The organism is Methylobacterium sp. SD274 (genome assembly GCF_017355285.1).
Taxonomy (GTDB): Bacteria; Pseudomonadota; Alphaproteobacteria; order Rhizobiales; family Beijerinckiaceae; genus Methylobacterium.
Window position 1 is genome coordinate 29,850 of the sequence record NZ_JADIJP010000033.1, and the last position, 22,661, is coordinate 52,510.

A 22,661-nucleotide genomic window follows, 5' to 3' on the forward strand; every position below is an offset into this window, starting at 1 on the left:
GCTCACCTAGTCCCCGACAGGGGGAGAATCCAGCGGCAAAGCTCTGAAAGAAAGGCCGGACCGGCCCGAAACCGCGCGTGACCCGCAGCGCGGTGCGATCAGGGCCGCAACGGCAGGCGGTCGACGAGCCCGGTCACGACATTGCCGAGGGCCATGGCCTCGGCGCCCACCGCCGCGCTCTGGGTGCCGACGAAGCTGCCGGCACGGGTGATCGCGGAGATGGCCGGCGCGAAGGGCAGGGCGAGATGCGGAATGAGTTCCTCGTCCGCCTCGGCCTCTACCCGGAACGGCTCGGGCGAGATGGCGGCCTTCGCGGCGACGACCGACGGGACCCGATTGGCGTCCGGTCTCGTCGCTTCGGTCTTCGCCATTTCGGACCGCGCGGAATCGGGCCGGCGTTGAGACGGCTTTACGGCGGCGGTGCGGGATGTCGCGCGACGCGGCGCGATGCTGGCGGTCGTGGTCACGAGGTCGCGCAGCGGAAACTGATCACGGAAAGCGAAAGCGGCCGGGACGAAGGCCGTGCCCAGATCGGCGGTCTCGATCGGCCTCGCCTGCGCCGTCCGGCTCTCCATCTCGACGATCCGCGTGCTGGCGGGCGTCTCGGGAATGGGCGCGGAGGGCGTCTGGCAGAGGAAGGAGGCGGCGGAGACGATCACCGCGACGACGATCGTCGGCAGCAGGGGAAGCGCCATGCCGGTCCCCGCCTCGGAGGCGAGGGCGTTCTCGACAGGCTGCGATATGCGGCACTCCACCATCCGAACACCTCACCCCGACCTTCGACATCGCCATAAGCGCCCGCGTTTGCGGCGGAAGCTGGGCCATTTCCTTTCCCGAACGTATCGAAAGGTACCTGAGCCGACGATTTGGCCACGGACTTTTTCGGCGATGCCGATTTTCGGGTAGATCCGTGCGGTCGCGCGCTGTGTTAGGTACGCCTCTTGCCCGTTCCCGCCGGCACGAACCGGCCGTCCCGCCCCCCATTGGGCTCCGATGACAGAACCTTCCTTCACCGTCGCCGTGATCGATCCGAGCCGGGCCCGCGCCGCGATCCTCGAAGAGGGCCTGCGCGCCGCCGGAATCGCGGATGTGGTCATCATCCCCGACACCGCCGACCTGCCGGCACAGGTGGCCGCCCTGAACCCGGACGTGGTGGTGATCCACCTGGAGAGCCCCAGCCGGGACATCCTCGAACAGATGTCGGGCCTGTCCCGCCATGTGGAGCGGCCGGTGGCGATGTTCGTCGACCGCTCGGACGCGCCGATGATGCAGGCGGCGGTGGATGCCGGAATCTCGGCCTATGTGGTGGACGGGCTGCACCCCCAGCGCATCCGGTCGATTCTCGACATCGCCATCCTGCGGTTCCAGGCCTTCGCCCGGCTGCAGCGGGAACTGGTGGAGGCGCGGGGCGAACTCGCCGACCGGAAGATCGTGGAGCGCGCCAAGGGCATCCTCATGGCCGCCCGCTCCCTGAGCGAGGAGGAGGCCTACAAGCTGATGCGGCGCAAGGCCATGAACGAGAAGAGCAAGATCGCCGACATCGCCCGCGCCATCGTCACCACGGCGGACCTGTTCGGATGAGGCTCGCGCTCGGATACGTCCCCCTCGTGGATGCCGCAAGCCTGATCGCGGCGGCGGAGCTCGGCTTCGCACGGGCCGAGGGGCTCACCCTCGACCTCGTGCGCGAGCCCTCCTGGGCGACCCTGCGCGACAAGCTGGCGGTGGGCCATCTCGACGGCGCGCATATGCTGGCGCCCCTCGCCATCGCCAGCGCGCTCGGGCTGAGCGGGCCGCAGACCCGGCTTTGCGTACCCATGGCACTCAACCTCAACGGCAACGCGATCACGGTGTCCCGCCCCCTGTGGGAGGCGATGGGGGCTGCGGACGACGAGGTGGAGACCGTGGCCGCCGCTTTCGCGCGCATCGCCCTGCGGCGGGAGCGGGAGGGGAGGCCGTTGACGCTGGGAACGGTGCATCCGTTCTCCAGCCACACCTACCAGCTCCGGATCTTCGCCGAGCGCGGCGGCCTCGACCTCGACACGCAGACGCGCCTCGTCGTGATCCCGCCTCCACAGATCGCCGAGGCGCTGCGGCGCGAACTGATCGACGGGTTCTGCGTCGGCAGCCCCTGGAACAGCGTCGCCGTGGCGGAGGGGTATGGCCGCATCGCGGTCCTCGGCAGTGAACTCCTGCCCGATTGCCCGGAAAAGGTTCTGGCCCTGCCGGAATCCGAGGCGTCGCGCTGCGCCCCCCTGGTGCGGGCCCTCGACCGCGCCGGGCGCTGGTGCGCCGATCCCGGCAACAGCGCCGAACTCGCCTCCCTCCTTTCGCGCGATGGCTACCTGAATGTACCGGCGCCGATTCTCGAACGGGCGCTCACGGGGGACGTGGTGGTCGATACCGACGGACGCCGGCGGCGGGACCCGCATTTCAGCCTGTTCGGCGAGCGGGCGCACCGGCCCGACCCCGCCCATGCGGATTGGTTCATCGGTGAGGCAGAGCGCGCCGGACAGCTTGTCGCCTCCGACGAGCTTCGCTCCGCAGCCCGCGCGATCTACCGCCCGGACCTGTTCGATGCCGCTCTGAGCGGCTGATCGGGGCCGGACGCCGCTTTTGGCGGCACGACAAGCCTCTCGATTGTGCAACGCACGCCCCGCCATCCCAGCCGGGCCGTACGCCTCCTCGCGCCCTCCGAACCGCCTTCGGCCTTAGAGCCGTTACAGGCTGAACGGCGTTTGGCACGGAACCTGCTGTGCCTATCCCGCTCGTCAACGGCGACGGGCACGAATGTCGGCAGAGCCGCTGACCCAAGTAACCCGTTGGCGCGCTTACGCGGCTGCCTTCGGTTGCGTTTGGGCGGCGGTTTTTTTTCGTCTTCGGGTCGACTGCTTAAGCTTCGAGGGATCGAGTTTTCCATGACTGACGGGTTTCAGAACAGCCGCCGCAGCCTCTTGAAGGGCGCCGCCGCGACCTTGTCGCTGGCAGCCCTGGCGCGCACTGCGCTGCCCGGCGGTGCCTTCGCGCAGGGGGCGGGCCCCGAGGTGAAGGGCGCCAAGCTCGGCTTCATCGCGCTCACCGATGCCGGCCCGCTCTTCGTCGCCAAGGAAAAGGGCTTCTTCGCCAAGCACGGCATGCCCGACGTCGAGGTGCTGAAACAGGCGAGCTGGGGCACCACCCGCGACAACCTCGTGCTCGGCTCCGAGGGCAACGGCATCGACGGTGCGCACATCCTGACGCCGATGCCCTACCTCATCAGCGCCGGCCGCGTGACGCAGAACAACGTCCCCGTGCCGATGCAGATCCTGGCCCGGCTCAACACCAACGGCCAGTGCGTCTCGGTGGCCAAGGAGTATCTGGACGCCAAGGTCGCGCTCGATTCCAAGGTGTTCAAGGCCGCGATCGACAAGAAGAAAGCCGCCGGCAAGTCGGTGAAGGCGGCCATGACCTTCCCCGGCGGCACCCACGACCTCTGGATCCGCTACTGGCTCGCCGCCGGCGGGATCGACCCCGACAAGGACATCGAGACCATCGTCGTGCCGCCGCCCCAGATGGTGGCGAACATGAAGGTCGGCACGATGGATTGCTTCTGCGTGGGCGAGCCGTGGAACGCGCAGCTCGTGCAGCAGGGCCTCGGCTACACCGCGCTGACCACCGGCGAATTGTGGAAGGATCACCCGGAGAAGGCGTTCGCCATGCGCGCCTCCTGGGTCGAGAAGAACCCCATCGCCGCCAAGGCCCTGACCATGGCCGTGCTGGAAGCGCAGATGTGGTGCGACAAGCCCGAGAACCGGGATGAGTTCGCCGCCATCGTCGCCAAGCGCCAGTGGATCAACATCCCCGTCGGCGATGTCGCCGGCCGCATGAAGGGCACCATCGATTACGGCGACGGCCGCGTGGTCGAGAACAGCCCCTACGTCATGAAGTTCTTCGCCGACAACGCCTCCTACCCCTACCAGAGCCACGACCTCTGGTTCCTCACCGAGGACATCCGCTGGGGCAAGTTCGACGCGCAGACGGACACCAAGGCGCTCATCGCCAAGGTGAACCGCGAGGATATCTGGCGCGACGCCGCGAAGGCGCTGGGCGTCACCGCGATCCCGAGCTCCACGTCGCGCGGCAAGGAAACCTTCTTCGACGGGAAGGTCTTCGATCCCGCCGATCCCGCCGCCTACCTGTCCAGCCTCGGCATCAAGAGGATCGCGTGATGGCCAACACCTCCACCATCGCCGTGACGGGGGCCGCCGCGAAGCCGGCGGCCAAGGCCCCGCGCAAGCCCTTCGTGACCCTGGCGACGTTCCGCCAGATCGCCGTCAACCTGATCCCGCCGATCGTGGTGCTGATCGCCTTCCTGGTGATCTGGGAGCTGCTGTGCTCGCGGCCCACCGCCGGCCTGCCGCCGCCTTCGCGCGTCGTCACCGAGGCGTGGGACATCATCGCCCACCCGTTCTACGACAATGGCGGCACCGACAAGGGCCTGTTCTGGCACATCTATGCCAGCATCCAGCGCGTCGCCTTCGGCTTCGCCCTGGCCACCGTCGTGGGCATCATGGTCGGCACCCTGATCGGCCAGTCGGACTGGGCCATGCGCGGCCTCGACCCGATCTTCCAGGTGCTGCGCACGATCCCGCCGCTGGCCTGGCTGCCGCTCTCCCTCGCGGCGTTCCGCGACGGCCAGCCCTCGGCCATCTTCGTGATCTTCATCACCTCGATCTGGCCGATCATCATCAACACGGCGGTGGGCATCCGCAACATCCCGCAGGATTACCGCAACGTGGCGGCGGTGCTGCGCCTCAACCCGCTCGAATTCTTCGTGAAGATCATGCTGCCCTCGGCGGCTCCCTACATCTTCACGGGGCTTCGCATCGGCGTCGGCCTGTCCTGGCTCGCCATCGTGGCGGCCGAGATGCTCATCGGCGGCGTCGGCATCGGCTTCTTCATCTGGGACGCCTGGAACTCGTCGCACATCTCCGAGATCATCGTCGCCCTCGTCTATGTCGGGGTGATCGGGTTCTTCCTCGACCGGTTCGTGGCCTTCATCGGCACCCTCGTCACCCGCGGCGCCACCGCCTGAACGCCTCCGCGCGGCGCGCCGGGGTCTTCCCGTCGCGCCGTGCCCCGACCGCCTCTCGCAGAGGGACACGAGACCCATGAGCTATCTCAGCATCGAGAATGTCGGCATCAGCTTCACCCGCGCCGGGCGCACCAACGAGGTGCTGCGCGACGTGAGCGTGAAGATCGACAAGGGCGAGTTCGTCTCGCTGATCGGCCATTCCGGCTGCGGCAAGTCGACGGTGCTCAACATCGTGGCCGGGCTGCTCAAGGCCTCCACCGGGGGCGTCCTCCTGGAAGAGAAGGAGGTGAACAGCCCCGGCCCGGACCGCGCCGTGGTGTTCCAGAACCATTCCCTGCTGCCCTGGCTGACCGTGCGCGAGAACGTGGCTTTGGCCGTCGAGAAGGTGCTGAAGGGCAAGAAGACCCGGGCCGAGCGGTCCGAATGGATCGACCACAACCTCGCCCTCGTGAACATGACCCATGCCGCAGACCGCCGCCCCAACGAGATCTCGGGCGGCATGAAGCAGCGCGTCGGCATCGCCCGGGCGCTGGCCATGGAGCCGAAGGTGCTCCTCCTCGACGAGCCGTTCGGGGCGCTGGACGCGCTCACCCGCGCCCACCTCCAGGACTCGCTCATGGACATCCATGCGCGGCTCAAGAACGCCGTCATCATGATCACCCACGATGTCGACGAGGCGGTGCTGCTCTCGGACCGGATCGTGATGATGACCAACGGCCCCTCGGCCACCGTCGGCGAGATCCTCAAGGTCGATCTCGAGCGTCCCCGCCGCCGCCTCGATCTGGTGGAGGACGCGACCTACACCCATGCCCGCGCCGCCGTGCTCGAGTTCCTCTATGCCCGCCACGCCAAGCCCGCCATGGCGGCGTGAGGATCGGACGCAGGTCATGAAGGAGCGTCTCGTGGTGATCGGCAACGGCATGGCGTCGTTGCGCTTTCTGGAGCGGCTGACCGAGCGCGCGCCCGGTCGCTACGACGTCACCGTCGTGGGTGCCGAGCCGCAGGCGGCCTATAACCGCGTGCTGCTCTCGTCGCTGCTGGGCGGCGAGGTCGACGAAGCGGCCTGCGCCTTTCGTGGTCTCGACTGGTACGAGGCGCACGGCATCCGCCTCATCACCGGCGCGCCGGTGACGCAGGTCGACCGGGAGAACGCCCTCGTCATCGTCGGCGAGACCCATGTCCTGCCCTTCGACAAGCTCGTCCTCGCGGTGGGTTCGCTGCCGATCCGGCTGCCGAAGCCCGGCATGGACCTGCCCGGCATCATCACGTTTCGCGATCTCGCCGATGTGGCGGCCATCCGGAAAGCGGCGGTCACCGGCGCGCGGGCCATCGTCATCGGCGGCGGCCTGCTCGGGCTGGAGGCCGCCGTCGGCCTCGCGCGGCTCGGGGTCGACACGACCCTGCTCCACGTCATGGACCGGCTGATGGAGCGCCAGCTCGACCACCACGCCGCCGGCCTGGTGAAGCGCGCCATGGAATCCCGCGGAATCCGCGTCCTCCTCAAGGCCGATACCGCCCATGTGGAGGGCGACGGCCGGGTCGAGCGCCTCGTCCTGTCGGACGGCACGGTGCTGCCGGCCGACCTCGTGGTGATGTCGGTGGGGGTACGCCCCAACGCCGTCCTCGCCCAGGGCGCCGGGCTCGAAGTCGGGCGCGGCATCAAGGTCGACGACAGGATGACGAGCTCCGATCCACGCATCTTCGCTCTCGGAGAATGTGCCGAGCATCGCGGCATGGTCTACGGCCTCGTCGAGCCCGCCTACGACCAGGCCGAAGTGCTGAGCCGCCACCTCGTCGGCGAGGACGCCGCCTATCTCGGCACCTCGCTGGCCACCAGCCTCAAGGTCTCGGGCCTGCCGGTCTTCTCGGCCGGGGAGATCGAAGCGCCCGAACATGCCGAGACGGTGGTGATGTCGGATCCCGGCCTCGGCCTCTACCGCAAGCTGATCATCGGCGACGGCAAGCTCCTCGGCGCCGTCTTCGTCGGCGACATCGCCGAACAGGGCTGGTGCAAGACGCTGATCCGCACCGGCGAACCCATCGCCGACCACCGTGACGACCTGATGTTCGGGCGCGTCCACGCCCCCGATTCCCAATCCCTGGCAGCATGATGGAGGCTTCCATGGCCGACGATTTCAACGCCGAGCAGAAGCGCTACCTCGAAGGCTTCGCCTCGGGCATCGCCGCCGCGCGCCTCACCGGCGGCCTCGCCCTCGGGCAGGGTGCCGCCGCGCCCTCCGAGCCGACCGGCCCGGACGCGATCCACATCAAGGCCCAGGACGCCACGGTGAAGGCCGGCGGCAAGCTCTGCGACCAGGAGAAGTGGAAGCGGGCGGAGAACCCGTTCGACGGCCATAACCGCCTGATCGCCGAGGCCGCCACCGGCAAGGCCCCGAAGCCGGAGGACAATTTCCGCTGGCGCTATCACGGCCTGTTCTGGCTCGCCCCGGCCAGCGGCGACTTCATGTGCCGCCTGCGCATCCCCAACGGCATCCTGCAGCATTGGCAGTTTGCCGGTATCGCGGATCTGGCCGATGCCCATGGCGGCGGCTACAGCCATGTCACCACCCGCGCCAACCTCCAGGTCCGCGAGATCACGGCGGAGTACGGCCAGCCCTTCCTCGACGGGCTGATCGACCTCGGCCTCACCGCGCGCGGCTCGGGCGCGGACAACATCCGCAACGTCACCGGCTCGCCGGTGGCCGGGATCGACGCCCAGGAACTCCTCGACACCCGGCCCCTGGCGAAATCCTGGCACAACTGGATCATCAACGACCGTTCGCTCTACGGCCTGCCGCGCAAGTTCAACGTCGCCTTCGACGGCGGCGGCGTGATGCCGGTGCTGGAAGAGACCAACGATATCGGCTTCCAGGCGGTGAAGGTTCTCGACGGCGCGGCCGTGGAGCCCGGAATCTGGATGCGCCTCGTGCTCGGTGGCATTTCCGGCCACCGCGATCTCGCCCGCGATACCGGCGTGGTGCTGAAGCCAGAGGCCTGCAACAAGGTCGCCGACGCGATCCTGCGGGTCTTCATCAAGAACGGCGACCGGACCAACCGCAACAAGAGCCGGATGAAATACGTCCTCGATGCCTGGGGCTTCGACAAGTACCTCGCCGCCGTCGAGGAGGAGCTCGGCTACACGCTCGACCGGGTCGACCCCGCCCATCTCGCCCCGCGCGGGCCCATGGACCGCTTCTCCCATGTGGGCGTCCACAAACAGGTCCAGCCGGGCCTGAACTGGATCGGCGTGATCCTGCCCGTGGGCAAGATCACCTCCGACCAGATGCGGGAATTGGCAAAGATCTCGTCGGAATGCGGCGACGGCGCCATCCGCATGACGGTGTGGCAGAACTTCCTGTTCTCCGGCGTGCCCGACGCCAAGGTGGCCGAGGTCCAGGCCCGCGTGGCAGCGCTCGGCCTCACCACGGAAGCCTCCAGCATCCGCGCCGGCCTCGTGGCCTGCACCGGCAACAAGGGCTGCAAGTTTGCCGCCTCGGACACGAAGGGCCACGCGCTCGTCATCGCCGATTACATGGAGGCCCACCTGCCGGAACTCGACGTGCCCGTGAACGTGCACGTCACCGGCTGCCACCATAGCTGCGCCCAGCATTACATCGGCGATATCGGCCTCATCGGCGCGAAGGTCGTCGTCTCGGAGGAGGGCGACACCGTCGAGGGCTACGACATCGTCGTCGGCGGCGGCTTCGGCGACAGTCCGAAGATCGGCACCGAGATCTGGAAGGCGGTGAAGGCGGAGGATTGTCCGTCCCGGATCGAGGCGCTGCTGCGCAGCTACCTCGCCCGCCGCGAGAGCCAGGCCGAGAGCTTCCAGGCCTTCACCGCACGCACCGGCCCGGAGAGCCTCCGCAGCCTCGCCGAAGATCAACCCGTCCTGAAGGCCGCAGCATGAGCGAGCACGTCATCCCCCCGCTCGTTCTCATCCCCGAGAACGCCCCGTTCAACCCGGACCAGCGTTCCTGGCTGTCCGGCTATTTCGCCGCCCTGCTCGGCCCCGCCGTGGAAGGCGCGACGGCCCTCGCGCCCGGCGATACGGGTGGCGGGCCGAAGCTCGCCGACAATGACGACGCGCCCTGGCACGATCCGTCGATGCCGCTGCCCGACCGGATGGAGCTCGCCAAGGAGCGGCCGGAGGCGCAGAAGCTCATGGCCGCCATGGCGCAGCAGGATTGCGGCCAATGCGGCTATAATTGCGCCGATTATGCCAACGCCCTGTTCCTGAAGAAGGAAGAGCGCCTCAACCTGTGCCAGCCGGGGGGCAAGGACACCCTCCGCATGCTCAAGAAGCTGGATGAGGAATTCGGCGCGGGCGGTGGCGCGAAGGCGGCCGAAGCGGGGGAGGGCGATGCCAAGGCGGAGGCGCCCCTCGGACCGCTCGGCTATTGCCGCGAGAACCCGGTGGAGGCCGTGTTCCTCTCCCGCACCCGCCTCAACGAGCCGGGCGGCGAGAAGGAGACCTGGCATGTCGAGATCGATCTCACGGGCACGCCCATCGAGTATGTGGTCGGCGATTCCCTCGGGCTCTTCCCCTCGAACCCGCCGGCCCTGGTGGATGCGATCATCGCCGAACTCGGCACCCGGCCCGAGCGCATGATCGGCGGCCAGACCCTGCGGAACCGGCTGATCAAGGATTACTCCCTGGGCGCCGCCCCGGACGGGCTCTACCAGCTCCTCTCCCTCCTCACGTCGGGGGAGGCCCGCAAGAAGGCGCGGGCGCTCTCGGCGGGCGAGGACCCGGACGGCGACGCCGCCTATCTCGACGTGCTCGGCGCGCTCCACAAGTTTCCCGGTGCCCGGCCCGACGCGGAGGTGTTCCTGGAAGCCCTCGACGAGCTGCAGCCGCGGCTCTACTCGATCTCCTCCTCGCCGAAGGCCGATCCGGGCCGGGTTTCGCTCACCGTCGACGCCGTGCGCTACAACCACCGCTCGCGGCTCCGTCTGGGCGTCGCCTCGACCCATCTCGGCGAACGCATTGCCGAGAAGACGACGGTCAAGGTCTACCTGCAGAAGGCGCACGGCTTCGCCCTGCCGGAGGATCTGTCGAAGGACGTCATCATGTGCGGGCCGGGCACAGGCATCGCGCCGTTCCGCGCCTTCCTGCGCGAGCGCGCCGCGACCCAGGCGCCGGGACGCAACTGGCTGTTCTATGGCCATCAGCGCCAGGCCAGCGACTTCTTCTACAAGGACGAGCTGAACGCGCTGAAGGACGGCAAGGTCCTCACCCGCCTGTCCCTCGCCTGGTCGCGGGACGGCACCGAGAAGACCTATGTGCAGGACCGCATGCGCGAGAACGGCGCTGACCTGTGGAAATGGCTCGAAGGCGGCGCTCATTTCTATGTCTGCGGCGATGCCAAGCGCATGGCCAAGGATGTGGAGCGGGCGATCATCGACGTCGCCGGTCAGTTCGGCGGCAAGAATCCCGACGAGGCCGTGGCCTACCTCGCCCATCTCAAGAAGACCGGGCGGTATCAGGCCGACGTGTATTAGCACACGCCGAACCATCCCCCACAGACCTCGGACTTGCCCGAGTTCTGCCTTTGACTGCCCAAGTCGGGCAGGCGCGACTTGGGGTGGGGGAGGGTGCCTGCGAAGCAGACGGGAGAGGGGCAGCGCGACCTCTCCGAATGGGGCAGTGCTCCCCTCTCCCGACCCGCATTAGCGGGCCACCCTCCCCCGCAGAGGGGGGAGGGAGATGCGCACAGCCGGCCCGACTTTTGCTGCCCTTCGAACTCTGGAACCCGCCGAGGATTTCGCCATGAACGCGCACGTCCAGGCACCCGCCGCCGTGAAGACCACCTGCCCGTATTGCGGCGTCGGCTGCGGCGTGATCGCCACGCCGGACGGGCAGGGCGGCGCGGGGATTGCCGGCGATACCGAGCACCCGGCCAATTTCGGCCGCCTCTGCTCCAAGGGCTCCGCCCTCGGCGAGACCCTGTCCCTCGACAACCGCCTGCTGCATCCCTTCGTCGATGGGGTACGGTCGAGCTGGGAATCGGCCCTCGGCACCGTGGCCGGCGGGCTACGGAAAGTCGCCGAGCAGCACGGCCCGGATTCGATCGCCTTCTACCTGTCCGGCCAGCTCCTCACCGAGGATTACTACGTCGCCAACAAGCTCGCGAAGGGCTTCCTCGGCACGCCGCATGTGGACACCAACTCGCGCCTTTGCATGTCGAGCGCGGTGGCGGCCCACCGCCGCGCCTTCGGTTCGGACACGGTGCCGGGCTGCTACGAGGATCTCGACGAGGCCGATCTCATCGTGCTGGTCGGCTCCAACACCGCCTGGTGCCATCCGATCCTGTTCCGCCGCATGGTCGATGCGCGCGCCAAGCGCGGCACCAAGCTCGTGGTGATCGACCCGCGCCGGACCCAGACGGGGGAGGAGGCAGACCTCTTCCTCGGTCTCAAGCCGGGCACCGACACCGCCCTGTTCTCAGGCCTCCTGGTCCATCTCGCGAGCGCAGGTGCTTTCGACTACCGCTTCGTCCTCGACCACACGACCGGCCTCGACGGGGCCCTGGAGCGCGCCCGTTCGATCGCCCCGGACATCGCCGCGACGGCCGCCGCAACCGGGTTGTCGGAGGCCGATGTCGGGCAATTCTTCACCCTGTTCGCGCGCACGAAGCGCGTCGTCACCGGCTTCTCGCAAGGGGTCAACCAGTCGGCTCAGGGGACCGACAAGGGCAATGCCATCATCAATTGCCACCTCGCCACCGGCCGCATCGGCCAGCCCGGCGCGGGGCCGCTCTCCCTCACCGGCCAGCCCAACGCCATGGGTGGCCGCGAGGTCGGCGGGCTCGCCAACATGCTCGCCGCCCACATGCATTTCGCGCCCGAGGAAGTGGACCGGGTCCGCCGGTTCTGGTCGGCTCCCAACATCATCACCGGCGAGGGCATGAAGGCCGTCGCCCTGTTCGAGGCGGTGGAGCGCGGCAAGATCAAGGCCCTCTGGGTGATGGGCACCAACCCCGTCGTGTCGATGCCCCGTGCCGACGCGATCCGCGACGCGATCAAGGGGCTCGATCTCTACGTCGTCTCCGAGGCCGTGTCCGACAGCGACACCGCCATGGCGACGGGCCGGAAGACCGTGCTGCTGCCGGCCCAGGCCTGGGGCGAGAAGGACGGCACCGTCACCAATTCCGAGCGGCGCATCTCGCGCCAGCGCAGCTTCCTGAAGGCTCCCGGCGAGGCGCGGGCGGATTGGGCGATCATCAGCGACGTCGCCAAGCGCCTCGGCCACGGCGAAGCCTTCGCCTATCCGAACGCCGCCGCGATCTTCCGCGAACATGCCTCGCTCTCGACCTTCGAGAATAACGGCAGCCGCGACTTCGACATCGGCGCGGTGAGCGACATCTCCGATACCGCCTATGCCGGGGCGGCGCCCGTGCAATGGCCCCTGACGAAGCGTGGGGGAAAGCAGGGCCGGCAGAGGCTCTTCGCCGACGGGCAGTTCTTCACCTTCGACAAGCGCGCCCGTTTCGTCGCCGTGCAGCCCCCGGCGCTGGCCCAGGCCGTGAGCGCGGACTTCCCCTTCGTGCTCAATACCGGACGGGTCCGCGATCACTGGCACACGATGACGCGCACCGGGAAGAGCCAGCGCCTCTCGGCTCATCGCGACGTGCCCTTCGTCGAGATCCACCCCGATGACGCAACCGCGATGGGCGTGACCCATGGCGGCCTCGCCACGGTCTCCACCGCGCATGGCGCGGCGGTACTGGAGGTGATGGTGGGGGAGGGTATGCGCCGGGGCGACCTCTTCGCGGCCTTCCACTGGAGCGGGGCCACCGCGTCGGAGGGGCGGGTCGGCGCCCTCGCGCGCGGCATCCCCGATCCGGTCTCCGGGCAGCCCGAGTTGAAGGCGACGCCGTCCGCCATCGCGCCGGCCGTCTATCGCAGCCGCGGCTTCCTGCTGACCCGCGAGCAGCGGTCGCTTCCCGCCGGTTGGTGGTGGGCGCGTGCCACGATCCAGGGCGGATCCGGGCTGCACTTCGCCACCCAGGAGAGCTCGCGCGAAGTCGCGCTGATGCTGAGGGGGATGTTCCAGGGCCTCGAGATCGCCGAATATGCCGACCACGCCCGTGGCCGCTACCGTTTCGCCGCCTATGACGGGGAGCGTCTCGTCGCCTGTCTGGCCCTGACACCCGGCGACGCGAAGCCGGGCTGGGAATCGGAGAAGACGTATTTCGCCGCGCCCGATCTCGAACCCTCCGCCCGACGCGCGTTGCTCTCAGGCCGGGCCGAGACGGCGTCGGCCGGGCCAACCGTCTGCGCCTGCCACGGTATCGGCCTCGATGTCATCACCGCCACCATCGCGGCCGGCGCCCACAGCGTCGAGGCGGTGGGTGCCGCCTGCAAGGCGGGCACGAATTGCGGCTCATGCATCCCAGAGATCCGCAAGCTGCTGCCGCAGGCGCTTGCGCGCGACGCCGCATAAGCTCATTTTCATCGGATGAGCACGCCCCGCCAGCCCCGGGAAACCCGACCCGCCGGAATCGCCGCCCGTGAGGGCGCCGGACATGCCGGTCTCGAACCGCTGGCGGTCCTGCCGGTCTTCGTGCCGCTGCAGGGCAAGCGCGCGGTGCTGGCCGGGTCCAATGGCGGCGCGCCGTGGAAGGTGAAGCTGCTCGCCGCCGCCGGGGCCGATGTCGACGTCTACGCGCCCGAACCCAGCGACGAGTTGCGCGCAGTGCCGGGCGAGATCGTCGCCGGCAGCGTCACCCTGCACGAGCGCCAGTGGCAGCCCTCCGACCTCCAGGGCGCCGCCTTCTGCATCGGCGCCATGGAGGACGAGGCCGATTGCGTTGCCTTCGTGGCCGCGGCGCGGGCGACCGGCGCCATCGTCAACGCCGTCGACCGGCCGCATCTCTGCGACGTGAAGTTCGGCGCCATCGTCAACCGCTCGCCCATGGTGGTGGGCATCTCGACGGAGGGCGCGGCTCCGGTCTTCGGGCAGACGGTGCGTGCCCGGATCGAGGGCATGCTGCCGCGCGGGTTCAAGGCCTGGATCGGTGCCGCCCGCGACTGGCGCGAGGAGGTCACGAGCCGTTTCCACGCCTTCTCCGACCGCCGCGCCTTCTGGGAGCGATTCACGGATCGCGCCTTCGCCGAGCCGGATCGCGCCCCAACCGAGGCGGACCTCGCCGAGCTTCTCGGCCAGACGGACGCCGCACCGAAGGGTGGGGCGGTGACACTCGTCGGCTCGGGGCCGGGCGATGCCGAGCTCCTGACGCTGAAGGCCCTGCGGGCGCTCCGCAACGCCGACGTGATCCTCTACGACGATCTCGTGGCGCCCGAGATCCTCGATTATGCCCGCCGCGAAGCGCGCACCATGCTGGTCGGCAAGACCGGGCACGGCCCCTCCTGCCGCCAGGACGACATCAACGCGCTGATGGTGCAGCTCGCCAAATCCGGCAAGCAGGTGGTGCGCCTGAAATCCGGCGACCCCCTCGTCTTCGGCCGGGCCGGCGAGGAGATCGACGCCTGCCATCAGGCGGGAATCCCCGTGAGCGTGGTGCCGGGCATCTCGGCGGCACAGGGGGCGGCCGCATCGCTGGGCGTCTCGTTGACCAACCGCGACTCGGCGCGACGCCTGCAATTCGTCACCGGCCACGACCGGCGCGGTGCCCTGCCGGCGGACCTGAACTGGGGGGCGCTCGCCGATCCGAGCGTGACCACCGTGGTCTACATGCCGAAGAAGACCCTGCGCGAGCTTCTCGAACGCGCCGTCGCCGAGGGTCTGGCCCCGGCCACCCCCGCCCTCCTCGTCTTCAACGCCACCCGGCCCAACCAAGCCGTCGTGTCGGGTACAGCCGCCGACTTGGCGGACCGGGTGGAGGCATCGGGCTTCGATGGGCCGGCCCTGCTGATGGTGGGCGAGGCTTTACGCCTGCACAGGCTTGAAGCGGTCGCGGCAACGCCAGAGCCGGACAAGCTGGCGATCTGACCGTCGCGCGGCGTTCATTGGACAAGGCGCGGCTTCCATTTCACCGGGAGGATGCTGAAGTCTGCCCCGTCGGTGCCCCGCTCCGGCGCGAGAGCGCCTCCCTGGCCAGCGACCGTGGCAAGGGCGGCGAGGGCTGAAACAAAGGCTCCCGGATGCGCGAACGCCCCTGGGAACGGTGTCACGACCAAACATCTGTGAATCGACGCGGTGGCCCCCCACGCCCGATAGGCTTGCACCACGTGCGATGCGTGTAGAGTTCCGACCAGAATCGGAGCCACGCCGTGAACAAGCGATTCGTTGCCCTCGCCCTCGCCCTGTCGCTCGCGACGACGACACATGCAGCGAGCGCCGACGATTCGGTGATCGCGGCGGCGACGGACTTGACCGGTGACGTCCTGTTCCTCGAATCCGGGGCGCCCGGCATGATCCTGGTGGTCGTGCGCGGGGACGGGACCTTCATCCGCGGCTACGGCGAGACCGAGAAGGGCAATGGGATCACGCCCGATGGAACGAGTCTCGTACGGCTCAACTCCATCACCAAGGTCTTCACCACGGAGGTGCTGGCCTCTCTCGCCACGGAGAGGAAGCTCTCCCTCGCCGATCCGCTGCAGAGCTTCGCGCCGCAGATGAAGGTTCCGGCCTTCGAAGGGCGCCCCATCACCCTCCTCGACCTCGCGACATATTCGGGCGCCCTACCGCGCGAGATGGGACACGCTCCCGAAGGCACGAACCCTCGCGCCTGGCCGACCCGCGACGACCGCTGGTCCTGGCTCGGCGCCTACACGCTGCCTTGGGCCCCCGGCACCGTCACGTCCTATTCGAATGTGGGGTTCGACCTCCTGGCCGATGCGGTCGGGACGGCAGGCGGCGCGTCCTATGCGAACGTGCTGCGCGGCCACGTCACCGCGCCCCTCGGAATGTCGGATACGGTTCTCTCGCCAACACCGGAGCAATGCGCCCGGCTGATGATCGGTTCGGGCCTCGGCGGCCCGGCCACCTGTGTGGATACCCAGGCGACGGGGGGAAGCGGCGGCCTCTACAGCACCGGCAACGACATGGCCCGCTGGCTCCGGCACAACGTCACCGCCACGAGCGGCGCGCTCGCCCTGAGCCACGCGGTCTACCGCCAGCGCCAATCGATGCCGGCGGCGATCGGCTTCGACGAAGCGTCGCCCATGGCGGGCCTCGCCCTCGGCTGGGTGGCCCTGGCGGCCAAGGGGAACGAACCGGCGATGCTGGCCAAGAGCGGGGGAGGCGCCGGCTTCATGAGCTACCTCGCCTTCGCGCCGGGGCGCGATGTCGGGGTTTTCGTCGTCATCAACAGCATCGATTTCGCGGCCTTCGCCACCTTGACCAGCACCGCCCACAAGCTGATCGCCGCCCTCGCGACCCGCTGACCGGGGTGGAGAAGCCGGGTCCACGGAGCCCACCGGCGACACATTGACGGTTGCCCGCATCCCCGGCCCATGCTCTTGCCGCAGCGTCTCCCCAGGAACCGGCTTGAAGGCTCCCCATGCGTCGCGCCCTTCCCCTCATCCTCTTCGCCCTCGGCCTCGTGGCGCTCGGCGTCGCGGCCACCGTGATGCTCGTGCCGAAGGCGGGGCAGGTGGCGACCAGCAGCGTCGGCGGCCCCTTCACCCTCACCGACCAGGACGGACGGCGCGTCACCGAGCGGGATTTCGCCGGGGCGACCCATCTCGTCTTCTTCGGATTCACGCATTGCCCCGATGTCTGCCCGACGACGCTGCAGCAGATCGGCGACGTGCTCCAGGCGCTCGGGCCCAAGGGCAAGGACACGAAGGCGCTGTTCATCGCGGTCGATCCCGAGCGCGACACGCCCGAGGCCCTGAAGACCTACCTCGCCAGTTTCGATCCCCGCATCGTCGGCCTCACCGGCTCGCAGGAGGAGGTCAACGCGGCCGTGAAGGCCTACCGCGCCTATGTCCGCAAGGTGCCGACCAAGGGGGACGACTACACGATGGAGCACACGGCTTTGGTCTACATCATGGATGGCCGGAACCGCTTCGTGAACGCCCTCAACCTGACGAAACCCGCCGACCAGACGGCGGCGGAACTCGCCAAGGCGCTGTAACGCGTCATGGTGCCGTGCCCCGTCATCGCGGTGGGTGCGGTGTCAGCGCCCCGCTGCGCGAGGTGCGGGACAGGCCGTGCTCAGTCTTGTTCCAGCGGTCGGGTGCGAGGATCAGCTCGATCACCCCGCGCCAGGCGGCGAGGCTGACGAGCAGGAAATAGGCCGGCAGCAGGGGCACGAAGGGGACGAGATCGTGCCAGCCCCGTCGCCGGCAGCCGATATAGGCGGGCAGCAGCATCGCCACGAAGCCGGAGACGAGGACCGTGATCGCCGTGCCGGTGGGCAGATTCGCCCAGAAGTCGCTCCCCGCCTCGATCCGGCCCGGCCACAGGGAGACCACGGCCGGCAGCATCAGGAACGGGTAGGCCAGGGCCGAGACCACCGTACCGGGGATGAGGGCCAGCGCGCAGAGGCTCGCCAGCGGGCCGAGTTCGCGGAATGTCGCCATGGGGGTGCGGCCATGGGTGAGGCTGGTCTGGAGGAAGCCCTTCATCCAGCGGGTGCGCTGGTTGAGCCAGGCCTTGTAGCGGGCCGGCGCCTCCTCGATCGTGCTGCTCGGCAGATCACCCACATCGTAGCCGGCCCGCGCCAGCCGCAGACCGAGATCGGCATCCTCGGTGACGTTCCAGGCATCCCAGCCATGGACGGCGCGAAGGATGTGGGTCCGGAAATGGGTGGAGGTGCCGCCGAGCGGCGTCGGCAGCCGCCACGCCGCCAGTGCCGGGCCGAGCACGTCGAACAGGGCCGTGTATTCGAGGGCGAAGCACCGGGTGAGCCAGGAATCGCGGGCATTGTCGATGACGAGGCGGCCCTGCAGGCAGGCGGTGCGCGGGGAGGCGCGGGCGAAGGCCCCGGCCGCCGCCCGTAACTGGCCCGGATCGGGCACGTCTTCCGCGTCGTAGACCACGAGGCAGCTTCCCCTTGCCAGGGGCAGGGCGGCGTTGAGGGCGCGCGGCTTGGTCTTCGGCAGCCCCGGCGGCACGACGACGACCTCCACATGTGCCGGCAGGGCGAGGCAGGCGAGCGCCCCCGCCGTGGCGGCATCGTCGGCCTCGGTGAGGAGCTTGATGTCGAGCTTCGCCACCGGGTAATCGAAGCGCGTCAGCGCCTCCAGCAAGCGCGGCACCACCGCCGCCTCCCGGTAGAGCGCCACGAAGACCGTGTAGACCGGCAGGTCGCCATCCGGCAGCCCTGGTCCGGGCGGGTCTTCCGGCGCAGCCTCGCCGGTGTGTCCGATGGCGGCCACGCGAAAGGTGAGGAGGGCGAGGAACCCGACCTGCACCAGGACCCAGGCCGCCGTGACGAGGAGTGCCGGCAGGCTGGCCATGGCGAGAACGAGCGCCCCGAAGATGAGACCGGCCAGAGCGAGGAGCGGCGCCACGGGGGCGGCATTGTAGGCCCAGTCCGGCCTCCTCCTGAGAAGGTCGTCCGAGGCATGGGCGGCGATTCCCGCCGCGCGTTGGGCGAAGATCGCGTGGCGCAAGGCGGTCGGCGTGGTGATCGCCGGCATCAGACCCGTCGGGCTGCGCCCCTGCAGCAATTCGGCGATCGCGCGCCCCCGAGGGGCATAGACGAACGCGGCCCCCATTCCCGGTGCGAGGGGGGCGACGCCCGCGATCAGACTGTCGGGAAACCGCGCTCCGGCGCCGAGGGGCAGGGTCCCGCCGAGGAACCGCGCCCCGAGGGTGAGCGCGAGGGCGCGGTAGAAGCGCTCCTCTTCCATCAACCCGGCCTGGATCAGGGTGGTGGCGGCATCGGTGCCGCTCGCCCGGGCCAGGGCCGCGGCTTTCGCCAGCATCAGCGGGGACGCGGCGTGGCTGAGGAGAAACGCGATCTCCGGAGGCAGTGCCACCGTTTTGCCGCGCAGGTTCCTGAAACCGACGCTCGACACCGGAACCGGCTCCCCGAGGCCCGGGAACGTGATAGGGGGAGAGCCGTGAGCCAGACGATTCCCGCGCACAACCAGTGCGACACAGATACAACCAGGCCGTCAACCCGAGGCAGGCGGTCCGCCGCCGCTTTGCTGGTGACGGCGCTCCTCGCCGTTTCGCCGGCGTCGGCGCAGGAAGCCACCTCGCCGGGCGTGACGATCCCGAATTTCTGGAATCCGCGCAGCCGGCTCGAACGGATCGAGGCGCCGCAGACGGCGCGCGCCATCCGCTTCCTCACCGACGACGAGTTCCCGCCCCTGCATTTCGCCGGCCCTGACGGCGCGCCGACCGGCTTCGTGGTGGAACTCGTCCGGGCGGTCTGCGAACGCTTGACGCTCAGCTGCACCATCCAGGCGCGCCGGTTCGATACGCTGCTCGACGGGCTGGCCGACCGGCAGGGCGACGTGGTCGCCGCCGCCATCCCGCTGACGCCGACCCTGCGCAGCCGGTTCCTCGCGACCCGTCCGTATTTTCGCTGGCCGGCGCGCTTCGCCGCCCGCACCGACAAGGGCCTTCCCGCCCCATCGGCCAAGGCCCTGGCGGGCAAGTCCGTCGGAATCGTCGCGGCGAGCGCGCATGCGGCCTATCTCAAGGCGTTCTTTCCCCAGGCGGAGGCGCGGGAGTTCACCGACCTCGCCACCGCCGAAGGCGCGCTGCGGCGCGGCGACGTGGATTACGTCTTCGCCGACGGGCTCAACCTCGCCTTGTGGATCGGCGGCATCGATTCCTCGAATTGCTGCGCGCTGGTGGGCGGCGACTATCTCGAAAACCACTATTTCGGCGAAGGCATCGGCCTCGTCACCCGCCGAGAGGATACGGCCCTCTCCCGCGCCCTCGACGAAGCCCTGCAACGGCTCTGGGACGAGGGGAAATACGCAGAGCTGTACCTGCGGTTCTTCCCCGTCAGTCCGTTCTGAATCGCCAGCCCGTCCCCATCGGAAGGTGGGCCTATCCGCGAATCCTCAGCATCCTGCTCGCGTCATCCGCCAGCCTCGTAGTTAGGTCCGCAGCCCCCGTTTCCCGTGCCAGGGACGCCGCCTGACCGGACCAGAGCGGCGAGAAATCGCCCGAGCCTCCCGCCTCCGCGCGCTGGCGCAGGGGCTGGAGCGCCACGGCGGCGGAGGGAAAGGCCGGAGCGTCGGCGCTCACCGGGCCGAGCTCCGCCAAAGCACGGTTGACGAGCCCCCGGGCGGGACGGCCCGTGAACACGTTGGTGAGCGCCGTATCCTCGTCGCGGGCGGCCCGCAGGGCGGCGAGATGAACGGCGGAGATGCCGGCCTCCGGGCAGAGGAGGTAGGCCGTGCCGATCTGGACAGCGGACGCGCCGAGCATGAGCGCCGCGGCGATCCCGCGCGCATCGGCGATGCCGCCCGCCGCGATGACCGGGACGCGCACCGCGTCCACCACCTGCGGCACCAGAGAGAAGGTGCCGACCTGCGACTCCACCGCATCGGTGAGGAACATGCCGCGATGGCCCCCGGCATCGGCCCCTTGGGCGATGATCGCGTCCACGCCGCGCTCTTCGAGCCATCGCGCCTCACGCACCGTGGTGGCGGAGGAGACGACGAGGCAACCCGCATCCCTGACGCGGCGCAGGAGGGCGGCCTCGGGGAGCCCGAAATGGAAGCTGACCAACGCCGGGCGCAGATCCTCCACGACGGCGCACATCGCCTCGTCGAAGGGCGCACGGTTGGCCATGGCGACGGGTGCCGCCGGGTCGAGACCGAACTCGCGATAATAGGGTGTCACGCGCTGCAGCCAGGCGGCCTCGCGGGCCGGATCGGCGGCGGCCGGAGCGTGGCAGAAGAAATTCAGATTGAACGGACGATCCGTGTTCAGGCGGATCGCCGCGACCTCGCTGCGCACCTGTTCGGCGTTCAGGGCGGCGCAGGCCAGCGACCCGAGGGCGCCGGCGGTCGAGACGGCGGCCGCGAGCTGGCCCCGAGGCCCGACCATCGGGGCCTGGACGATGGGATGATCCAGACCGACGAGATCGAGGAAGCGTCTGTCGGGCCACATGGCATGGTCTCCTTGGCAAGGCGTCGATCACCGTCTGTCTACACCATCGAAGGCGAAGGTTTCCGGTTGGCTCCGCAGCCGTGAGGAACGCGATGAAAAGCCTCGCCCGGCGTGGATAACCTCGCTCGCAGGCGAGTTTCACGGCCCGGTCGGATGTCGGATCGCGCGGGAACATGGTCCAACTATTGCTAATGTTTCGGCGTGGTTTGCATCGGCGCCGATGGTGTGACGGACCCTGAGGCGATCCATGGCGAGCCGGTCATATCCAGTTTCCGATGCGTCATCGGCAGGACCTCGTCCGTCGCTCGACGCGGCCTACCGCCGGATTACCTGGCGCCTGCTGCCATTCCTGATGATGCTCTGGATCCTGTCCTGGATCGACCGCGTCAATATCGGCTTCGCCAAGCTGCAGATGCTGTCCGATCTCAAGTTCAGCGAGACGGTCTACGGCATCGGCGCGGGCATCTTCTTCATCGGGTATTTCCTGTGCGAGGTGCCGAGCAACCTGCTTCTGGAATATATCGGTGCCCGCAAGACCATCGCGCGGATCACGTTCCTCTGGGGCGCCTGCTGCGTGGCGATGATGTTCGTCACCACACCGGCCTTCTTCTACGTCCTGCGCTTCCTGCTCGGAGTGTTCGAGGCCGGCTTCTATCCGGGCGTGATCCTGTACCTCACCTACTGGTACCCGAGTGAGCGGCGGGCGAAGGTGTTCGGGCTGTTCATGTCGGCCTCGGCGATTGCCGGGGTGATCGGCGGGCCGCTGGCCGGGGCGATCCTCACCGGCATGGACGGCGTGAACGGCTGGGCAGGCTGGCAATGGGTGTTCCTGCTGGAGGGCATCCCGTCGATCCTCGCAGGGTTCGTGACGCTCCTCTACCTGACCGACCGTCCCGCCAAGGCCACATGGCTGACACCGGAACAGCGGGCGCTGGTCGAGGCGGACCTCGCCCGCGATGCCGAGGCTCTGGGTCCGCGCGAGCACCGCATCCTCGCTTCCCTGAAGGATGCCCGGGTCTGGCAGTGCATCGCGATCTTCTTCTGCATCATCATGGCGAACTCGGCCCTGACCTTCTTCGGGCCGAGCGTGGTGCGCGATGCCGGCTTCACCGATCCGCTCACCGTCGGCTGGATCATGTCGGCGGCCTATCTGTGCGGTGGCATCGGGATGATCCTCAACGGGCGCCATTCCGACCGGACCGGCGAGGCGCGCCTGCATTGCGGGATCCCGGCGACGATCGGGGCGCTGGCCATCGCCCTCGTCGGGTTCCTGGTCCCGTGGAGCCCAGTTCTGGCCATGCTGGCGCTCGCCGTGGCGATCGTCGGTACGATGAGCGCGATCCCCGTCTTCTGGCAGATCCCCGGGCGGTTCCTGGCGGGCTCGGCCGCCGCGGCCGGCATCGCCCTGATCAATTCGGTGGCCAACCTCGCAGGCTTCGGCGCCCCCGCCCTCATGGGTTACCTGCGCGAGCATACCGGCTCGGCCTCCGCCGGCCTGTGGCTGATCGCGGCCTTCGAGCTCGCGACGATCGTGCTGATCCTCGCCTTCGTCCCACCCGCCACCCCGGCGCTGGAGCGCCGGGGTGGCGG

Annotated in this window: 17 protein-coding genes; 14 read left to right on the plus strand and 3 right to left on the minus strand. The window is 69.1% G+C overall.

Annotated elements, in window-relative coordinates:
- Nucleotides 1-98: 98 nt before the first annotated feature.
- On the minus strand, nt 99-758 hold the full coding sequence (locus IPV08_RS21190; protein WP_207413482.1) for a hypothetical protein: 660 nt from the start codon (nt 756-758) through the stop codon (nt 99-101).
- Between the two features lie 235 nt (nt 759-993).
- Between IPV08_RS21190 and IPV08_RS21195 the strand changes: the two genes are divergently transcribed.
- From IPV08_RS21195 to IPV08_RS21250, 12 genes are all read left to right on the plus strand, one after another.
- Nucleotides 994-1,581, plus strand: coding sequence for an ANTAR domain-containing protein (locus tag IPV08_RS21195; RefSeq protein ID WP_018044090.1), 588 nt, complete (start codon nt 994-996; stop codon nt 1,579-1,581).
- Nucleotides 1,578-2,594 carry a CmpA/NrtA family ABC transporter substrate-binding protein gene (locus tag IPV08_RS21200; protein ID WP_207413484.1) on the plus strand — a complete coding sequence of 339 codons (1,017 nt, stop codon included), beginning with the start codon at nt 1,578-1,580 and terminating at the stop codon, nt 2,592-2,594. The genes IPV08_RS21195 and IPV08_RS21200 overlap by 4 nt, the downstream gene beginning before the upstream one ends.
- Before the next feature lie 321 nt (nt 2,595-2,915).
- Nucleotides 2,916-4,205 (plus strand): CmpA/NrtA family ABC transporter substrate-binding protein, encoded by a 1,290-nt coding sequence (locus IPV08_RS21205; protein WP_056427653.1) that lies wholly within the window; start codon nt 2,916-2,918, stop codon nt 4,203-4,205.
- Nucleotides 4,205-5,071: a nitrate ABC transporter permease gene (gene ntrB / locus IPV08_RS21210; RefSeq protein WP_207413486.1), complete on the plus strand. Its 867-nt coding sequence runs from the start codon at nt 4,205-4,207 to the stop codon at nt 5,069-5,071. Before IPV08_RS21205 ends, ntrB begins: the two co-directional genes overlap by 1 nt.
- Before the next feature lie 76 nt (nt 5,072-5,147).
- On the plus strand, nt 5,148-5,942 hold the full coding sequence (locus IPV08_RS21215; RefSeq protein WP_207413488.1) for an ABC transporter ATP-binding protein: 795 nt from the start codon (nt 5,148-5,150) through the stop codon (nt 5,940-5,942).
- A gap of 16 nt (nt 5,943-5,958) precedes the next feature.
- The gene (locus IPV08_RS21220) at nt 5,959-7,182 is read left to right on the plus strand and encodes an FAD-dependent oxidoreductase (protein WP_207413490.1); all 1,224 of its coding nucleotides are present in this window, start codon (nt 5,959-5,961) and stop codon (nt 7,180-7,182) included.
- A gap of 11 nt (nt 7,183-7,193) precedes the next feature.
- Nucleotides 7,194-8,981 carry a NirA family protein gene (locus IPV08_RS21225; protein ID WP_207413492.1) on the plus strand — a complete coding sequence of 596 codons (1,788 nt, stop codon included), beginning with the start codon at nt 7,194-7,196 and terminating at the stop codon, nt 8,979-8,981.
- Complete coding sequence (locus IPV08_RS21230) at nt 8,978-10,576, plus strand: sulfite reductase subunit alpha (RefSeq protein WP_207413493.1); 1,599 nt, start codon at nt 8,978-8,980, stop codon at nt 10,574-10,576. Before IPV08_RS21225 ends, IPV08_RS21230 begins: the two co-directional genes overlap by 4 nt.
- Before the next feature lie 268 nt (nt 10,577-10,844).
- Entirely contained in the window at nt 10,845-13,520 is a 2,676-nt protein-coding gene (locus tag IPV08_RS21235; RefSeq protein ID WP_207413496.1) for a nitrate reductase, read from the plus strand.
- A gap of 15 nt (nt 13,521-13,535) precedes the next feature.
- Nucleotides 13,536-15,029: a siroheme synthase CysG gene (gene cysG / locus IPV08_RS21240; RefSeq protein ID WP_207413498.1), complete on the plus strand. Its 1,494-nt coding sequence runs from the start codon at nt 13,536-13,538 to the stop codon at nt 15,027-15,029.
- 281 nt (nt 15,030-15,310) lie between these two features.
- Complete coding sequence (gene ampH / locus IPV08_RS21245; RefSeq protein ID WP_207413500.1) at nt 15,311-16,426, plus strand: D-alanyl-D-alanine-carboxypeptidase/endopeptidase AmpH; 1,116 nt, start codon at nt 15,311-15,313, stop codon at nt 16,424-16,426.
- A gap of 116 nt (nt 16,427-16,542) precedes the next feature.
- Nucleotides 16,543-17,121 carry an SCO family protein gene (locus IPV08_RS21250; RefSeq protein ID WP_056429330.1) on the plus strand — a complete coding sequence of 193 codons (579 nt, stop codon included), beginning with the start codon at nt 16,543-16,545 and terminating at the stop codon, nt 17,119-17,121.
- Nucleotides 17,122-17,143: 22 nt separating this feature from the next.
- Here the strand turns inward: IPV08_RS21250 and IPV08_RS21255 are convergent, their stop codons facing one another.
- Nucleotides 17,144-18,919 (minus strand): glycosyltransferase family 2 protein, encoded by a 1,776-nt coding sequence (locus IPV08_RS21255; protein WP_207413508.1) that lies wholly within the window; start codon nt 18,917-18,919, stop codon nt 17,144-17,146.
- A gap of 228 nt (nt 18,920-19,147) precedes the next feature.
- Between IPV08_RS21255 and IPV08_RS21260 the strand changes: the two genes are divergently transcribed.
- Complete coding sequence (locus IPV08_RS21260) at nt 19,148-19,969, plus strand: transporter substrate-binding domain-containing protein (RefSeq protein WP_311275491.1); 822 nt, start codon at nt 19,148-19,150, stop codon at nt 19,967-19,969.
- Nucleotides 19,970-20,000: 31 nt separating this feature from the next.
- On the opposite strand, the gene IPV08_RS21265 is transcribed toward IPV08_RS21260, so the two are convergent.
- Complete coding sequence (locus IPV08_RS21265; RefSeq protein WP_207413502.1) at nt 20,001-21,071, minus strand: nitronate monooxygenase family protein; 1,071 nt, start codon at nt 21,069-21,071, stop codon at nt 20,001-20,003.
- A 247-nt stretch (nt 21,072-21,318) separates the two neighbouring features.
- Between IPV08_RS21265 and IPV08_RS21270 the strand changes: the two genes are divergently transcribed.
- Nucleotides 21,319-22,661: MFS transporter (locus IPV08_RS21270; RefSeq protein WP_207413504.1), on the plus strand; the 1,343-nt coding region annotated here is incomplete at its 3' end.

What these genes read in the sequence shown, in the direction of transcription:
- IPV08_RS21230 (WP_207413493.1), top strand. Translation starts at nt 8,978, where the DNA reads ATGAGCGAGCACGTCATCCCCCCGCTCGTTCTCATCCCCGAGAACGCC.
- IPV08_RS21220 (WP_207413490.1), top strand. Translation starts at nt 5,959, where the DNA reads ATGAAGGAGCGTCTCGTGGTGATCGGCAACGGCATGGCGTCGTTGCGC.
- IPV08_RS21235 (WP_207413496.1), top strand. Translation starts at nt 10,845, where the DNA reads ATGAACGCGCACGTCCAGGCACCCGCCGCCGTGAAGACCACCTGCCCG.
- IPV08_RS21205 (WP_056427653.1), top strand. Translation starts at nt 2,916, where the DNA reads ATGACTGACGGGTTTCAGAACAGCCGCCGCAGCCTCTTGAAGGGCGCC.
- IPV08_RS21200 (WP_207413484.1), top strand. Translation starts at nt 1,578, where the DNA reads ATGAGGCTCGCGCTCGGATACGTCCCCCTCGTGGATGCCGCAAGCCTG.
- IPV08_RS21255 (WP_207413508.1), bottom strand. Translation starts at nt 18,919, where the DNA reads ATGCTGGCGAAAGCCGCGGCCCTGGCCCGGGCGAGCGGCACCGATGCC.
- IPV08_RS21250 (WP_056429330.1), top strand. Translation starts at nt 16,543, where the DNA reads ATGCGTCGCGCCCTTCCCCTCATCCTCTTCGCCCTCGGCCTCGTGGCG.
- IPV08_RS21215 (WP_207413488.1), top strand. Translation starts at nt 5,148, where the DNA reads ATGAGCTATCTCAGCATCGAGAATGTCGGCATCAGCTTCACCCGCGCC.
- ntrB (WP_207413486.1), top strand. Translation starts at nt 4,205, where the DNA reads ATGGCCAACACCTCCACCATCGCCGTGACGGGGGCCGCCGCGAAGCCG.
- IPV08_RS21190 (WP_207413482.1), bottom strand. Translation starts at nt 758, where the DNA reads ATGGTGGAGTGCCGCATATCGCAGCCTGTCGAGAACGCCCTCGCCTCC.
- IPV08_RS21225 (WP_207413492.1), top strand. Translation starts at nt 7,194, where the DNA reads ATGGCCGACGATTTCAACGCCGAGCAGAAGCGCTACCTCGAAGGCTTC.
- IPV08_RS21195 (WP_018044090.1), top strand. Translation starts at nt 994, where the DNA reads ATGACAGAACCTTCCTTCACCGTCGCCGTGATCGATCCGAGCCGGGCC.
- IPV08_RS21265 (WP_207413502.1), bottom strand. Translation starts at nt 21,071, where the DNA reads ATGTGGCCCGACAGACGCTTCCTCGATCTCGTCGGTCTGGATCATCCC.
- cysG (WP_207413498.1), top strand. Translation starts at nt 13,536, where the DNA reads ATGAGCACGCCCCGCCAGCCCCGGGAAACCCGACCCGCCGGAATCGCC.